Annotated in this window: 15 protein-coding genes; 14 read left to right on the top strand and 1 reads right to left on the bottom strand. The window is 72.6% G+C overall.

All coding sequences use genetic code 11. The annotated features are described in order from the left end of the window. Positions 1 to 155 precede the first annotated feature (155 nt). From IF00_RS0116635 to IF00_RS0116570, 14 genes are all read left to right on the top strand, one after another. A complete protein-coding gene (locus tag IF00_RS0116635; RefSeq protein ID WP_030318775.1) occupies positions 156 to 566 on the top strand; it encodes an NADH-quinone oxidoreductase subunit A in 411 nt (136 codons plus the stop codon). Beyond that, positions 557 to 1,198, top strand: a complete 642-nt coding sequence (locus tag IF00_RS0116630; RefSeq protein ID WP_037638346.1) for an NADH-quinone oxidoreductase subunit B — start codon at positions 557 to 559, stop codon at positions 1,196 to 1,198. The genes IF00_RS0116635 and IF00_RS0116630 overlap by 10 nt, the downstream gene beginning before the upstream one ends. Then, the gene (locus tag IF00_RS0116625) at positions 1,195 to 2,748 is read left to right on the top strand and encodes an NADH-quinone oxidoreductase subunit C (protein ID WP_030318771.1); all 1,554 of its coding nucleotides are present in this window, start codon (positions 1,195 to 1,197) and stop codon (positions 2,746 to 2,748) included. The genes IF00_RS0116630 and IF00_RS0116625 overlap by 4 nt, the downstream gene beginning before the upstream one ends. Then, positions 2,745 to 3,713, top strand: a complete 969-nt coding sequence (locus IF00_RS0116620) for a complex I subunit 1/NuoH family protein (protein WP_030318769.1) — start codon at positions 2,745 to 2,747, stop codon at positions 3,711 to 3,713. The genes IF00_RS0116625 and IF00_RS0116620 overlap by 4 nt, the downstream gene beginning before the upstream one ends. Beyond that, positions 3,713 to 4,288, top strand: coding sequence for a NuoI/complex I 23 kDa subunit family protein (locus IF00_RS0116615; protein WP_030318768.1), 576 nt, complete (start codon positions 3,713 to 3,715; stop codon positions 4,286 to 4,288). Before IF00_RS0116620 ends, IF00_RS0116615 begins: the two co-directional genes overlap by 1 nt. 20 nt (positions 4,289 to 4,308) lie before the next feature. Beyond that, on the top strand, positions 4,309 to 4,881 hold the full coding sequence (locus IF00_RS0116610; RefSeq protein ID WP_051820313.1) for an NADH-quinone oxidoreductase subunit J family protein: 573 nt from the start codon (positions 4,309 to 4,311) through the stop codon (positions 4,879 to 4,881). Then, positions 4,881 to 5,270 carry an NADH-quinone oxidoreductase subunit NuoK gene (gene nuoK, locus IF00_RS0116605; protein ID WP_030318764.1) on the top strand — a complete coding sequence of 130 codons (390 nt, stop codon included), beginning with the start codon at positions 4,881 to 4,883 and terminating at the stop codon, positions 5,268 to 5,270. Before IF00_RS0116610 ends, nuoK begins: the two co-directional genes overlap by 1 nt. Beyond that, positions 5,267 to 7,258 (top strand): NADH-quinone oxidoreductase subunit 5 family protein, encoded by a 1,992-nt coding sequence (locus IF00_RS0116600; RefSeq protein ID WP_030318763.1) that lies wholly within the window; start codon positions 5,267 to 5,269, stop codon positions 7,256 to 7,258. Before nuoK ends, IF00_RS0116600 begins: the two co-directional genes overlap by 4 nt. A 27-nt stretch (positions 7,259 to 7,285) precedes the next feature. Then, positions 7,286 to 8,839, top strand: a complete 1,554-nt coding sequence (locus IF00_RS0116595; RefSeq protein WP_030318761.1) for a complex I subunit 4 family protein — start codon at positions 7,286 to 7,288, stop codon at positions 8,837 to 8,839. Further along, on the top strand, positions 8,836 to 10,374 hold the full coding sequence (locus IF00_RS0116590) for an NADH-quinone oxidoreductase subunit N (protein WP_030318760.1): 1,539 nt from the start codon (positions 8,836 to 8,838) through the stop codon (positions 10,372 to 10,374). The genes IF00_RS0116595 and IF00_RS0116590 overlap by 4 nt, the downstream gene beginning before the upstream one ends. A gap of 37 nt (positions 10,375 to 10,411) precedes the next feature. Continuing rightward, positions 10,412 to 10,867 carry a large conductance mechanosensitive channel protein MscL gene (locus tag IF00_RS0116585; RefSeq protein WP_030318758.1) on the top strand — a complete coding sequence of 152 codons (456 nt, stop codon included), beginning with the start codon at positions 10,412 to 10,414 and terminating at the stop codon, positions 10,865 to 10,867. A gap of 186 nt (positions 10,868 to 11,053) precedes the next feature. Beyond that, a complete protein-coding gene (gene htpX / locus IF00_RS0116580) occupies positions 11,054 to 11,917 on the top strand; it encodes a zinc metalloprotease HtpX (RefSeq protein ID WP_030318756.1) in 864 nt (287 codons plus the stop codon). Continuing rightward, complete coding sequence (locus IF00_RS0116575; protein ID WP_030318754.1) at positions 11,914 to 12,312, top strand: YccF domain-containing protein; 399 nt, start codon at positions 11,914 to 11,916, stop codon at positions 12,310 to 12,312. The genes htpX and IF00_RS0116575 overlap by 4 nt, the downstream gene beginning before the upstream one ends. After that, positions 12,313 to 13,326, top strand: a complete 1,014-nt coding sequence (locus IF00_RS0116570) for a hypothetical protein (protein WP_030318753.1) — start codon at positions 12,313 to 12,315, stop codon at positions 13,324 to 13,326. It begins immediately after the preceding gene. On the opposite strand, the gene IF00_RS0116565 is transcribed toward IF00_RS0116570, so the two are convergent. Then, positions 13,292 to 14,530, bottom strand: coding sequence for an APC family permease (locus IF00_RS0116565; RefSeq protein WP_030318751.1), 1,239 nt, complete (start codon positions 14,528 to 14,530; stop codon positions 13,292 to 13,294). The two genes, IF00_RS0116570 and IF00_RS0116565, sit on opposite strands and share 35 nt — an antisense overlap. Positions 14,531 to 14,560: the final 30 nt, after the last annotated feature.

Raw genomic sequence — 14,560 nt, 5'->3', positions numbered from 1 at the left:
GCTGCACGAGGACTGTACGTGCACTGCATGAGTACGGCACGAAGCCTGTACGAGGACCGTGCTCACGCGACTGCTTACGGTCCCTTTAGCAGGGCCTAGACTCGCGAGCGTACAGAAGTGACTCATGAGACACCGAGACCGAGGGGCGGACGGACGTGCGGGAACAGACCGTTGTCGCGACCGGCGCGACGGGCGCGGCGGACTACTTCCAGACGTACTCCGTCGTCGGCCTGCTCGCCGTCGTCGGAGTGCTCTTCGTCGCCGTGGCGTTCGGCGCGGGCCGACTGCTGAGGCCTGTCGTGCCGACGCCCGAGAAGCTCCTCACCTACGAGTGCGGTGTCGACCCGGTGGGGGAGGGCTGGGCGCACACCCAGGTCCGCTACTACGTGTACGCCTTCCTCTACGTCATCTTCGCCGTCGACTCGATCTTCCTCTTCCCCTGGGCGACGGTCTTCGCCGCGCCCGGCTACGGCGCCACGACCCTGGTCGAGATGTTCGTCTTCCTCGGCTTCCTGGCCGTGGGGCTGCTCTACGCGTACAAGAAGGGCGTCCTGGCATGGACGTAACACCCCTGCCCACACCCCTGCCCGCTCCGAAGCTGGGGCCGCTGGCCCGCCTGGCCCCCGAGCCGATGAAGGTGGTCCTGAACTGGGGCCGCCGCTACAGCCTGTGGGTCTTCAACTTCGGGCTCGCGTGCTGCGCGATCGAGTTCATCGCCGCGTCGATGGCCCGGCACGACTTCATCCGGCTCGGCGTGATCCCGTTCGCGCCGGGCCCGCGCCAGGCCGACCTGATGATCGTCTCGGGCACGGTGACGGACAAGATGGCCCCGGCGGTGAAGCGGCTGTACGAGCAGATGCCGGAACCGAAGTACGTCATCTCCTTCGGCGCCTGCTCCAACTGCGGCGGCCCCTACTGGGACTCGTACTCGGTCACCAAGGGCGTCGACCAGATCATCCCGGTCGACGTGTACGTGCCGGGCTGTCCGCCGCGCCCCGAGGCGCTCCTCCAGGGCATCCTCAAGCTCCAGGAGAAGATCGCGCGGGAGAGCCTGGCCGAGCGGTACGCGACCACCGGCGGCGCGTCGGTCGCACAGCTGACGAGCCCGCTGGTGGAGCGTCCGTCGGCCGAGAACCCGTCGGCCGAGAACCCGTCGGCCGAGAACCCGTCGGCGGAGCGACCGGGAGCCGAGGCATGACGGCGTACGACTCCCTCCCCGACTCCGTGACGGAGGTCTTCGGCGAGGACGCGACGGCCGAGCAGGCGTACGACCTGCTGACCGTCGACGTCCCGCCGGGCGCGTGGATCACGGCGCTCGAAACGGCCCGGGACACGCTCGGGTGCACCTACTTCGACTGGCTGAGCGCGGTCGACGAGCCGGGCACCGGCTTCCGGGTCTGCGCGCACGTGGCCGCCGTGGGGGAGGGGCGTCCGCGCCGCCTCCTGATCAGGACGACGGTCCCGCACGACGCTCCCGTCCTGCCCACCGCGATCGGCGTGTACGCGGGCGCGGGCTGGCACGAGCGCGAGACCCACGAGATGTTCGGCGTGGACTTCACCGGCCACCCGCACCTGGTGCCCCTGCTGCTCCCGGAGAACTTCGAGGGCCACCCGCTGCGCAAGGACTTCGTCCTCGCGGCCCGGGTCGCGAAGGCGTGGCCGGGCGCGAAGGAGCCGGGCGAGGCGCACGAGGGCGGCCCGAAGCGCCGCCAGATGCTTCCCCCGGGCGTCCCGGACCCGAACGAATGGGGCCCCCTGAAGGGCCAGCTGCCCCCGGCCCCGGCGCGCCCGGCCCGAGCGGCGGCAGGCGACCGCCCGGCCCGCCGGACCCGCTCGGTGACCGAGGGCTCGGCGACCCCACCGGAAACCCCGACGGACACCACCCGCCCGCCGCGCAGGACCCGCTCGGTGGCGGACGGCTCCGCGAGCCAGGCGGCGTCGACCCCGGAGCCGACCGACACCCCCGCCGCGGGCGCCCCGCCGCGCCGGACCCGCTCGGTGGCGGACGGCTCGGCGAGCCAGGCGGCGCCCGAGTCGGCCGGTGCGACGGAGACTCCGCCCGCGGTGGCGCGCCCGCCGCGCCGGACCCGTTCGGCATCGGAGGGCTCGGCGAGCCAGGCGGCGCCGACCCCGGAGCCGTCGGCCGACACCCCGCCCGCGGCGGCGCGCCCGCCGCGCCGGACCCGCTCGGCCGCCGACGGTTCCGCGAGCCAGTCGACGCCGGACGGCCCCGCGCCGCGCGCGGAGGCCGCGCCCCCGCGTACCCGCAGCTCGGACGCTCCCTGGCACCACGCCCGCCCGGCCTTCGACAAGGAACCGACGCCTCCGCCGCCCCCGGCGGAGCCGGAGGCCCCGGCCGCGACGCCCGAACCCGAGGCGGAGCAGACGCCTGACCCCCAGTCGGCGCCCGCGCCCGAGGCCGAGCCGGCGCCCGCGCCCGAGGCCGCGCCTGCGTCCGGGCCCGAGCGTGCGCCCGAGGCCGCGCCTGTGTCCAAGCCGGAGACCCCGGCGGAGCCCGAGACCGTGCCCGAGCCGACGCCCGATCCCGAGCCGACGCCCGAGCCGACGCCCGAGCCCGAGACTCGGCCCGAGCCGACGCCCGCGCCCGGGGCCACCTCCGGCATCGAGTCCGGCGCCGCGCCCCAGGACGGCCCCACAGGTCCCGCAGGTCCCGCAGGTCCCACCAGTCCCACCGGCCCTAGCGGCCCCATCGACCCCACCACCCCCACCGGAGGCGATCCCGCGTGAACGACGTACACGACGTCGCCCTCCGGCTTCTCGTCGTCTTCGCCGTCTTCCTCGTCCTGCCGCTCGTCGTCGGCCAGACCGAGCACAAGGTCATGGCCCACATGCAGGGCCGCCTCGGCCCCATGTACGCCGGTGGTTTCCACGGCTGGGCGCAGCTCGTCGCCGACGGGGTGAAGTTCGCGCAGAAGGAGGACGTCGTCCCCAAGGACGCCGACCGGCGGGTCTTCCAGCTCGCGCCGGCCGTCGCCCTCCTCCCGTACCTCCTCGTCCTCGTCGCGATCCCGATCGGTCCGAGCGAGGGCGCCGTCGGGCAGGTCGTCGACGCCGGCATCTTCTTCGTGCTGGCCGTGATGGGCGTCGGCGTGCTCGGCAGTCTGATGGCCGGCTGGGCGTCCGCGAACAAGTTCTCGCTGCTCGGTGGGCTCCGTACCGCCGCCCAGCTCCTCGCGTACGAGCTCCCCATGCTCCTCGCCGCCGCCTCCGTCGCGATGGCCGCCGGCACCGTCTCCCTCCCCGGCATCCTCAACGCCTTCGAGTGGTGGTGGGTGCCCTGGCAGATCGTCGGTGCCCTCGTGTTCTTCGTGGCGGGTCTCGCCGAACTCCAGCGGCCGCCGTTCGACATGCCCGTCGCCGACTCGGAGATCATCTTCGGCGCGTACACCGAGTACACCGGTCTCCGTTTCGCGCTGTTCCTGCTCGCCGAGTACGCGGGCATCGTCGTCCTGTGCGGCCTCACCACCGTCCTGTTCCTCGGCGGCTGGCACGGCCCCTTCGGCGCCGACGGTCTCGGCTGGGTGTGGACCCTGCTCAAGACCGCCGTCCTCGCGTTCGTCGTGATCTGGCTGCGGGTCAGCTACCCGCGCCTCCGCGAGGACCAGCTCCAGAAGCTCGCCTGGACGACCCTCGTCCCGCTCGCGCTCGCGCAGATCGCGCTCACCGGCATCGTGAAGGTGGCGATCCAGTAATGGCCATTCCCGGATCCGGCCTCGCCAAGGGCCTCGCCGTCACCCTGCGCACGATGACGAGGAAGACCGTCACCGCGCAGTACCCGGACGTCCAGCCCGAGCTGCCGCCGCGGAGTCGCGGGGTCATCGGGCTGTTCGAGGAGAACTGCACGGTCTGCATGCTCTGCGCCCGTGAGTGCCCCGACTGGTGCATCTACATCGACTCCCACAAGGAGACGGTGCCGGCGGCCGCCCCCGGTGGCCGCGAGCGCAGCCGGAACGTCCTCGACCGCTTCGCCATCGACTTCTCCCTCTGCATGTACTGCGGTATCTGCATCGAGGTGTGCCCGTTCGACGCGCTGTTCTGGTCGCCCGAGTTCGAGTACGCGGAGACCGACATCCACGAGCTGACCCACGAGCGCGACAAGCTCCGCGAGTGGATGTGGACGGTTCCCGAACCGCCCGCCCTCGACCCGCGCGCGGAGGAGCCGAAGGAGATCGCGGCCGCCCGCAAGGCAGCGGAGAAGGCCGCAGCCGCAGCCGAGGCCGCAGCCGCAGCCGAGGCCGCAGCCCAGGCCGAGGGGGAGCAGCCGTGATCCTCGCCGCCGCTCAGCACATCGCCCAGCAAGCCGCCCAGCAGCCCGTGCTGAACCAGGAGACCCACGGCTTCCTCTCGCCCACCGGCGTCGAGATCGCCTTCCTCCTCGTCGGCCTCGTCACCCTGGGCGCCGCCCTCGTCACCGTCACCACCCGCCAGCTCGTCCACGCCGCGCTCTGGCTGGTCGTGGCGCTCGGTGGTCTCGCCGTCGAGTACCTGCTCCTGACGGCCGAGTTCATCGCCTGGGTCCAGGTCCTGATCTACGTCGGTTCCGTCGTCGTCCTCCTGCTCTTCGGGCTCATGCTCACCAAGGCCCCCATCGGCCACTCACCGGACGCCGACTCCCGCAACAGACCGGTGGCCGCCGCCGTCGCGCTCGCCGCCGCGGGCGCGCTCGTCTGGGTGGTCGTCGACGCGTTCCGTACGACCTGGATCGACCTCGACGGAGCCGTCCAGGGCTCCACCGAGGTGTCCGGCCAGATCCTCTTCCGGCACTGGGTGCTGCCGTTCGAGGCGCTGTCCGTGCTGCTGCTGGCCGCCCTGGTCGGTGCCATCGTGCTCTCCCGCAGAAAGAAGGAGGAGCAGCGCTGATGCACCTCGCCTACCCGGCCGTCCTCGCCGCCCTCCTCTTCGCCATCGGCGTGTACGGCGTCCTCGCCCGCCGCAACGCGATCCTGGTCCTGATGTCCGTCGAGCTGATGCTCAACGCCGTCAACCTCAACCTGGTCGCCTTCGACGTCTGGCTCCGCGACACCCTGCACGCCGGTCAGGCCCTCACCCTCTTCACCATCGCCATCGCCGCCGCGGAGATCGGCATCGGTCTCGCGATCGTCCTGACGGTCCACCGCAACAGGGGCACCTCGGACATCGACCGGCTCCGTGACACGGCGGAGCCGCCGCAGCCCTGGGACACCGCGACCGAGGACGGCGCGACCACCGACGACACGCCCACCGGCGAGAAGGCCGAGGCCACCGCGTGACCACGACGACCCTCGCCGTCCTCGTCCCCCTCCTTCCCTTCCTCGGCTCCGTCGCCGGACTCCTGCTCGGCCGCACCGCCCCCGGCTACGTCCGCCCGCTGGCCGTGCTGCCCACCGTCGCCGCCGCGGTCCTGGCCGTGGTCGTCGCCGTGCGGCAGGGCGGCGGGACGGCGATCGACGCCTCGACCCAGCTCACCCCCACCGGCTCGGTCCCCATCGACCTGTCCCTGTACATCGACGGCTTCGCGGCCCTCGTCGCCGTCCTCGTCGGCGTCGTCGCCACCTGTGTGCAGATCTACTCGACCGGCTACCTCCGCGAGGACCCGCGCTACCCCTCGTACGCCGCGCTCGTCTCCCTCTTCACCTCCGCGATGCTGCTCGTCGTCTACTCCGGCGACCTGATGGTGCTCCTGGTCGGCTGGGAGATCATGGGCATCTGCTCGTACTTCCTGGTCGGCCACTACTGGGAGACTCCGGAGGCGCGGGCCGCCTCCCTGAAGGCCTTCCTCGTCACCAAGCTCGGTGACGTCCCCTTCCTGATCGGTCTCTTCGCGCTCGCCACCGACGCCGGCACGTTCCAGATCAGGGGCGTCCTCGGCGCCGTCGCGCGTGGCGAGCTCGACCACCCCACCGTGATCGCGCTGCTGCTGCTCGCCGGTGTGGCCGGCAAGTCCGCCCAGTTCCCGCTGCACACCTGGCTCCCCGACGCCATGGCCGGCCCCACCCCCGTCTCCGCGCTCATCCACGCGGCGACGATGGTCGCCGCCGGTATCTACTTCACGGCCCGGCTGCTGCCCGTCTTCGCCGCCTCCGCCGCCGCGATGACGGTGCTCGCCGTGATGGCCGCGATCACGATGGTCGGCTCGGCGCTCGCCGCCCTCGCCCAGGACGACATCAAGCGGGTCCTCGCCTACTCGACGATCGGTCAGCTCGGCTACATGGCCGGCGCCCTGGCCGTCGGCGACCGCGGGTCCGCCGTCTTCCACCTCCTCTCGCACGGCGCCTTCAAGGCCCTGCTCTTCCTCGCCGCCGGCACCGTCATCCACGCCGCCGGCACGAACTCACTGACCGCCATGTCCCGCATGAGCGGCCTCGCGAAGCGCATCCCGGACGCGTACTGGACGATGACCGTCGCCCTGCTCGCGCTCGCCGCGATCCCGCCCTTCGCCGGCTTCTTCTCCAAGGAGGCCGTCCTGGTGGCCGCCGAGCACACCGCGCTCGGAGAGCGGACCGTCGCCCCCGCCGGGGCCGGCTGGACCGTCCTCGTCGCCGGGCTGCTGACCGCCTTCCTCACCGCCGCGTACGCGCTCCGCCTCTGGCTGCGGACCTTCCGCGGCCGGGGCGCGGAAGCCCCCGACCACGGTCGCCAGCCGATCGCCATGACGTCCGTCCTGTGGGTGCTCGCGATCCCCTCCCTGGGCTTCGGCCTGTCGGTCACGTACCTCGACGACTGGTTCGACGGGAACGACCTCACCCCGACCGTCACCACGGCCGTGCTCGGCACCGGCCTCGCCGCAGCCGGCGCCGTGATCACATACGCGCTCTGGCGCACCCTCGCCGCCAGGACCCCGGTGACGGCCGCCGCCCAGGCCCCCGCCCCGCACGTGGCCCACCCGGACGCCGACGCCGCTCTCGTCGAGGCCGAGGCGCTGCACCTGCCGCACCCCGCCGAGGACCCTGCCGACCCCGGCCGCGCCCTCCTCGGCCCGCTGCACGGTCCCGCCGCCGACGGCTTCCACCTGGACGCCGTCTACCGGACGGCGTTCGTCCGCCCCGTCCTCGCCGGCGCCTCCCTGGTCCGCTTCCTGGACCGCGAGGTCGTCGACACCTACGTCCGCGCCGCGGGCACCTCCGCCAAGGGGCTCGGCTGGCTCGTCCGCCGCGCCCAGACCGGCAACGTGCAGACCTACCTCAGCGCCCTGCTCGCCGGCTCCGTCGTCCTGGCGATCGTCGCCGTCGCCCTCGCCAACGCCGTCGCCGGAGCGTGAGCCGTGATCGATATCAGCGAATCCGTGATGCAGTTCCTTCTGGCGTCGATCGTCGCCGGACCGCTCCTCGGCGCGGCCGCCGCCCTGCTCCCCGCCCCGCCGGGACTGAAGGGGAAGTCCCCCGACCAGGCCGTGCTCCGCCACGGCGTCACCGTCACCGGTGTGATCCTGCTGGCCGCGGTCGTCCTCGCGCTCGGCTTCGACCACGACCAGCCGTCGAGGATGCAGGCCACCACGGACATCAGCTGGATCCCCGCACTCGACGTGCGGATCCACCTCGGCGTCGACGGCATCTCCCTCCCCCTCCTGGTCCTGACCGCGCTCCTGAGCTTCCTCTGCGCGCTGTACAGCTACTTCAAGATGCCTTCCGGCCCGTCCCCCAAGGGCTTCGTCGCGCTGCTCCTCGTCCTGGAGTCCGGCACCCTCGCCACCTTCGCCGTCCTCGACCTGGTCCTGTTCTTCCTGGCCTTCGAGATGGTCCTCATCCCGATGTACTTCCTCATCGCCCGCTGGGGAGGTGAGGGCAAGCAGGCCGCGGCCTGGAAGTTCATCCTCTACACGCTGCTCGGCTCCGTCGTCATGCTGCTCGGCCTGCTCCTCATCGGGGTGAAGGCGGGCACCTTCGACATGGTGGCACTGGCCGCTGACAACGGCCGTGGACTGACCACGTCCGTGCAGGTCATCGCCGTTCTCGCGATCGGCGTCGGGCTCGCCGTGAAGACCCCGATGTGGCCGCTGCACAGCTGGCTCCCGGACGCCCACACCGCCGCCCCGACGGTCGGCTCGGTCCTCCTCGCCGGCGTCCTGCTCAAGATGGGCACGTACGGCTTCGTCCGGATCGTCCTGCCGATCGCCCCCGACGGCATGCGGATCTTCGCCCCCTACCTCGCCGCCTTCGCCGTCGCCGGGATCATCTACGGATCGCTCGCCTGCCTCGCCCTCGCGCGGCCCGGCAACAAGGGCGACCTCAAGCGCCTCATCGCGTACTCCTCCGTCGGCCACATGGGCTTCGTGCTCCTCGGCATCGCCACCATGACCCCCACCGGGGTCAACGGCGCCCTCTTCGCCAACGTCGCCCACGGTCTCGTCACCGGCCTGCTCTTCTTCCTGGTCGGCGCGGTCAAGGACCGGTACGGCACCGCGGACCTCGACACCCTCGCCGGAGCCACCGGCGCCGCCCTCTACGGCCGCGCCCCGCGCCTCGGCGCCCTCCTCGCCTTCGCCGCCGTCGCCTCCCTCGGCCTGCCCGGCCTGGCCGGCTTCTGGGGCGAGATGCTGGCCCTGTTCGGCGCCTTCGAGCCCGCCGAGGGCCTCAGCCGCCCCGCCTTCCTCACCTTCATGGCGATCGGCGCCTTCGGCACCCTCCTCACCGCCGCGTACCTCCTGCTCGTCGTCCGCCGCGTCTGCATGGGCGGCCCCCGCCCCGCAGGGGAGACGCCGATCGCCGACGTCCAGGGGTACGAGTTCGCCGCCTGGACCCCGCTCGTCGCCCTCACCGTCCTCGCCGGACTCTGGCCCGCGGTCCTCCTCGGCCTCACCGACCCGGCCGTCCAGAAGCTCCTCGCCGGAGGCATCCGATGACCCCAGTGACGGCGTTCGCCAGCGAGTCGCTCGTCCAGTCCGTCGACTGGCTCACGATCGCGCCCCCCACCCTCACGGCCGTGGTCGCCCTCGTCGTGCTCGTCGCCGACCTGTTCGTCCCCGAGGAGCGCAAGCGGCTCCTCGGCTGGACGGCGATCGCCGGCCTCGTCGCCGCCCTCGCCCTCCTCGTCCCGCTGCGGGCCGGCGACCGCTCCACCTTCTGCCTCACCGCGGACACCCGGGCCGGGGCGTGCAGCTACACGGCCGACCACTTCACCCTGGTCATCCAGCTGCTGGTGCTCGGCGGCGCGCTCCTGACGGCGCTGCTCTCCGTCACCGAGACCCGCGAGAGGCTCCCGGCCGGCGAGTACTGGTTCCTGCTGCTCTCCTCGGCCGCCGGCGCCGCCCTGCTGCCCGCCTCACGGGACCTCGCGACCCTGGTCGTCGCCCTGGAGGTGGCCTCGCTGCCCGCCTTCGCGCTCGTCGGACTCAAGCGCGGCGACCGCATGTCCGGCGAGGCCGCGCTCAAGTTCTTCCTGTCCTCCGTGACCGCGACCGCCGTCACCCTGCTCGGCGTCAGTTTCGTGTACGCGGCGACCGGCACCCTCCACCTCACGGAGCTCGCCCAGTCCCTCGACGACGTCCCCGGCCGGCTCCAGACGCTCGCCGAGGCGGGCGTGGCCCTGACCCTCGTCGGCTTCGCCTTCAAGACGGCCGCCGTCCCCTTCCACTTCTGGGTGCCGGACACCTACGTCGGCGCCCCGCTGCCCGTCGCCGCCTACCTGTCGGTGGTCGGCAAGGCCGTCGGCTTCACCGGGCTCATCCTGGTGACGGTCGTCGCCTTCCCCTCGTACGCCGACGTGTGGGGCCCGGCGCTGGCCGCCCTCGCCGCGCTGACCATGACCGTCGGCAACGTCGCGGCCCTCCGCCAGGTGTCCACGCGCGCGTGGAGCGCGGTCCGGCTGCTCGCCTGGTCCTCCGTCGCCCAGGCCGGCTACCTGCTCGTGCCGATCGCGGCCGCCGCGTACTCCAGCGACGACCAGATCGGTGCCACCGTCGCGTACGCCCTGATGTACGCCGTGGTGAACCTCGGCGCGTTCGCCGTCGTCGCGCTCGTCGCCCGCCGGCACCCGGAGAACCGGATCGCGGACTACCGGGGCCTGTACGCGACGAGCCCCGCCGTCGCCCTCGCGCTCGCCTTCTTCCTCCTGAATCTGGCCGGTTTGCCCCCGGGTATCATCGGCCTCTTCGCCAAGGTGACCGTCTTCTCGGCGGCCGTCGACGCGGGCCTCGGCTGGCTGGCCGTGATCATGGGCGTCAACGTCGTGATCGGGCTGTACTACTACCTCCGCTGGACGGCACTGCTGTTCCGTACGCCGGAGGACGCGGTGCGGAACGCGCCTGCCGGGACCCCCGTCCCCCACACGGTCCCCGCGCCGATCACCCTGGCGATCGTGCTGACCGCCGCCGCCGGAGTCGTCCTGTCGGGCTACCCGCAGATCGCGCTCCGCTTCGCGGCGAACAGCCTGTTCTGACCCCCCACACGACGAAACACCAGGAGCGGGAAACACCGTGCTGAACGGATTCAAGGACTTCATACTTCGCGGGAACGTCATCTCGATGGCCATCGGTCTGGCCGTCGGCACCGCGTTCACGGCCGTCGTCACCGGCTTCAGCAAGGCCTTCATCACTCCCCTCATCGGTCTCGCGACCGGCTCCGTCGGCAACTTCAACGACGCTCAGTTCCACGTCGGCAAGACCGTCTTCCCCTACGGCCTCGCGATCTCCGCCGCCATAGCCTTCGCCATCACCGCCGCGGTCCTGTACTTCCTGATCGTCGCCCCGCTGGCGAAGGTCCAGGCGAGGTTCGCGAAGGAGGAGGCGGCCGACCCGAAGTCCGAGAAGCGCGACTGCCCCCGCTGCTTCACCGAGATCCCGGCCATCGCCTCCCGCTGCGCCCACTGCACCAGCGAGGTCGAGCCCGTCGCCACCACCCTGGAGAAGCTCGGGGTCCCGGCGGCCCGCTGACCGCCGCCCGACGTCCCGCCCCGCCGCTCACCCGAACGGCCCACACCCCGCCACCGGCGCCCCCGGTGCGGCCGGGGGAACCCGAACCTCCCGCCTGGCGTTGACCAGTACGGAAGGGTCCACTGGACGAGTGGATAGGACCACGAAGCAAAGGGTTCCCCTGCCGCACCACTTGGAGGGCGTACCGTGCACCGCCGGCACAACGGGCTGAGGACCGCCGTACTCCTCGGAGGGCTCTCGGCCCTCATCATCGTCATCGGCAGCTTCTTCGGCCGTACGGGGCTGATCGTCGCGCTCCTCGTGGCGCTCGGCACCAACGCGTACGCGTACTGGAACAGCGACAAGCTGGCCCTGCGGGCCATGCGCGCCCGTCCGGTCAGCGAGTTCGAGGCACCCGTGCTCTACCGGATGGTGCGGGAGCTCTCCACGCAGGCGCGTCAGCCCATGCCGCGGCTCTACATCTCGCCGACCCAGGCGCCCAACGCCTTCGCGACCGGCCGCAACCCGCGCAACGCCGCCGTGTGCTGCACCGAGGGCATCCTCGCGATCCTCGACGAGCGCGAGCTGCGCGGGGTCATCGGCCACGAGCTCAGCCATGTCTACAACCGGGACATCCTCATCTCCTCGGTCGCCGGAGCACTCGCCTCCGTGATCATGTTCCTGGTCAACTTCGCGTGGCTGATCCCGGTCGGCCGCTCCAGCGACGACGACGGACCGGGGATCCTCGGCTACCTCCTGATCCTCATCCTCGGCCCGATCGCCGCCTCGATCATCCAGCTGGCCATCTCCCGCTCCCGCGAGTACGAGGCCGACACCTCCGGAGCCCAGCTCACCGGCGACCCGCTCGCCCTGGCCAGCGCCCTGCGGAAGCTGGACGCCGGCACCAAACAGCTGCCCCTGCCCGCCGAGCCCCGGATCGAGACCGCGAGCCACATGATGATCGCGAACCCGTTCGGGCCCGGGAAGGGCGTGTCCAAGATGTTCTCCACCCACCCGCCGATGGCCGAGCGGATCGCTCGGCTCGAACAGATGGCAGGTCGACGCCCGTGAAGACGATCCTCAACATCATCTGGCTGATCCTCTGCGGATTCTGGATGTTCCTCGGCTACATGCTCGCGGGCGTCCTGCTCTGCATCACGATCATCGGCATCCCCTTCGGACTCGCCGCGTTCCGCATCGGTCTGTACGCGCTGTGGCCCTTCGGGCAGACGGTCGTGGACCGCCGGGACGCGGGCGCGCCCTCCTGCGTGGGCAACGTCCTGTGGCTGATCCTCGCCGGATGGTGGCTCGCCCTCGGCCACATCACCACCGGTATCGCCCTCTGCATCACGATCATCGGCATCCCGCTCGGCATCGCGAACTTCAAGATGATCCCGGTGTCGCTGCTGCCCCTCGGCAAGGAGATCGTCCCCACCGAACAGGCCTACGGCTACGTGGGCCGCTGAGTGCAGAACCCCCGCTACGCGCTCCTCTCCGGCTCGTACGCCGTCGCCCTCTGCAAGGACGTCGACGGCCTGTACGGGGAGCCCGTGCCGGCGCCGCGCGTGCGCTACGAGCTCCGCGGCTGCGAGCCGCGAGGGGAGCTCGCCAGGGCCGTCACCGAGGCGCTCGTGGAGGGCACGGCGCCGCTCGGCACGCTGGACGTCGAGGTTCCCGACGGCCTGTGGCGGCTCGAAGGGGTCCGCGTCCTCGGCGCGCGGGGAGACGCCGTGACCGTCGAGACGACGGGCGGCCCGCGCCGGCGGTCCCGCGGCTCGCAACCGGCCCGCTGCGCCAACCTGATACGGATCTCGCCCGAGCCGCCGCCGGAGGTCACGCACACCGAGGTCACCTTCCTCGGCTGCTCCCCGCGCGGGGCGCTGCGCGACGCGCTCGCCGCCGGGGAGGAGGAGTTCGGGACGGTCGACTACCGGGTCCTGGCCTGGGTGGGGGATCTGCACCACGGCGGCGAGGCGGGCCGCATCACCGGCTGGGACACCTCCGCCGGCCACCGCGGCCTGGTCGACCTGACCGTGGCCTTTCCCCGCGCGCGGCTCGTGCCGCCGCAGACCCGCGAGGTCTGGGACCTGTTCTTCGGCGGCAGGCCCGCCGAGCCCGGTACCTGGCGGCGGTTCACCGGCGCGGCGCGCGGCGAGTGGCTGCGGCAGGCCGCCCGTCGGCCGCACGGCGCCCCGGAGATCACCCCGGGGGCCACGTACGACCTCGACGGGACCGATGTCGTCGACGAGACCTCGTTCCGGTGCGCCCTCGGAGAGGCGGTGTACGGCCCGGGCCGCGGGCCCGGTGGCGAGGCCGGGGTGTTCGGGGAGGAGTGGGCCGGCGTCACGCTCGTCTGGCACCGGGCCGACGTGGCCCGCGCCTGTATGGGTGTCCAGCCGTGGCTCGGACACCGTCCCGCGACCTTCCTGGAGCTGACCGACGCCCTCAGGAAGGCGGGGGTACGGCTCGTCCTCGACTGATCGCCCACGCCACCACGCCCGCGGCGACCACTCCCGACCCCGCGAGGACGGCGCCGAGCGGCAGCGCGAAGGCGAGTGTCGCGCACCCGGCGAGCCCGAGCGCGGCGAGCGGCCGGCGTGCGGGTCCCAGGGTCCAGGCGGAGGCGTTCGCGATGCCGTAGTAGACGAGCACCCCGAAGGACGAGAAGCCGATCGCGCCCCGCACGTCCGCCGTCGCCGCGACGACGGCGACCACCGCGCCCACCGCGAGCTCCGCCCGGTGCGGTACCTGGAAGCGGGGGTGGACGGCCGCGAGCGCGGTCGGCAGACAGGCGTCCCTGGCCATCGCGAAGGTCGTACGGGAGACACCGAGGATCAGCGAGAGCAGCGAGCCGAGGGCGGCGACGGCCGCGCCCACCGCGACCACCGGCACCAGCCACGCGGCGCCCGCCGCCCGGGCGGTGTCCGTCAGTGGCGCGGGGGAGTCGGCGAGGGCCTCGGGGCCGAGGACGGTGAGCACGCTGACCGCGACGAGCGCGTAGACGGCGAGCGCGATGCCCAGTGCGAGGGGCACGGCCCGGGGGATCGTCCGGGCCGGGTCGCGGACCTCCTCGCCCAGCGTGGCGATGCGCGCGTACCCCGCGAATGCGAAGAAGAGCAAACCCGCGGCCTGTAGAACCCCGCCGGTGGTGAGCTCCGCGCCGAGGGGGAGCGGGTTCGTCCCGCCGGCCCCGAGGCCGACCGCGACGACCGCGGCGAGGACCGCGAGGACGAGCGCCACGATCACCCGTGTGAGCAGCGCCGAATTCTGAACTCCCCCGTAGTTGAGGGCGGTCAGGGCCACCACGGCGGCCACCGCCACGATGTGCGCGTGCTCCGGCCACACGTACGCGCCGACGGTCAGCGCCATCGCCGCGCAGGAGGCCGTCTTGCCGACCACGAACGCCCAGCCGGCGAGGTACCCCCACAGCGATCCGAGGCATTCGCGACCGTACACATAGGTGCCCCCCGAACGGGGGTAGCGGGCAGCGAGCCGGGCCGAGGCCATGGCATTGCAGTACGCGACGACGGCGGCGATCCCGAGCGCGAGAAGCAGTCCGCCCCCGGACCCGACGGCCGCCGCGGCGGGCCCGAGCGCGACGAAGATCCCGGCCCCGACCATGGCGCCGAGTCCGATCACGACCGCGTCGAAGACACCGAAGGCCCGGCGCAGCTCAGCACTCATGCGCCGCAGCCTAGAGGGTGCCCCGGCGGT

Origin of the sequence: Streptomyces flavochromogenes, from assembly GCF_000717595.1 — a bacterium.
GTDB classification, from domain to species: Bacteria; Actinomycetota; Actinomycetes; order Streptomycetales; family Streptomycetaceae; genus Streptomyces; species Streptomyces flavochromogenes.
This window is presented reverse-complemented; position numbering and strand designations above follow the sequence as displayed.

Coding starts and splice junctions, on each gene's coding strand:
- IF00_RS0116565 (WP_030318751.1), bottom strand. CDS start 14,530: ATGAGTGCTGAGCTGCGCCGGGCCTTCGGTGTCTTCGACGCGGTCGTG.
- IF00_RS0116625 (WP_030318771.1), top strand. CDS start 1,195: ATGACGGCGTACGACTCCCTCCCCGACTCCGTGACGGAGGTCTTCGGC.
- IF00_RS0116615 (WP_030318768.1), top strand. CDS start 3,713: ATGGCCATTCCCGGATCCGGCCTCGCCAAGGGCCTCGCCGTCACCCTG.
- IF00_RS0116595 (WP_030318761.1), top strand. CDS start 7,286: ATGCAGTTCCTTCTGGCGTCGATCGTCGCCGGACCGCTCCTCGGCGCG.
- IF00_RS0116630 (WP_037638346.1), top strand. CDS start 557: ATGGACGTAACACCCCTGCCCACACCCCTGCCCGCTCCGAAGCTGGGG.
- nuoK (WP_030318764.1), top strand. CDS start 4,881: ATGCACCTCGCCTACCCGGCCGTCCTCGCCGCCCTCCTCTTCGCCATC.
- IF00_RS0116590 (WP_030318760.1), top strand. CDS start 8,836: ATGACCCCAGTGACGGCGTTCGCCAGCGAGTCGCTCGTCCAGTCCGTC.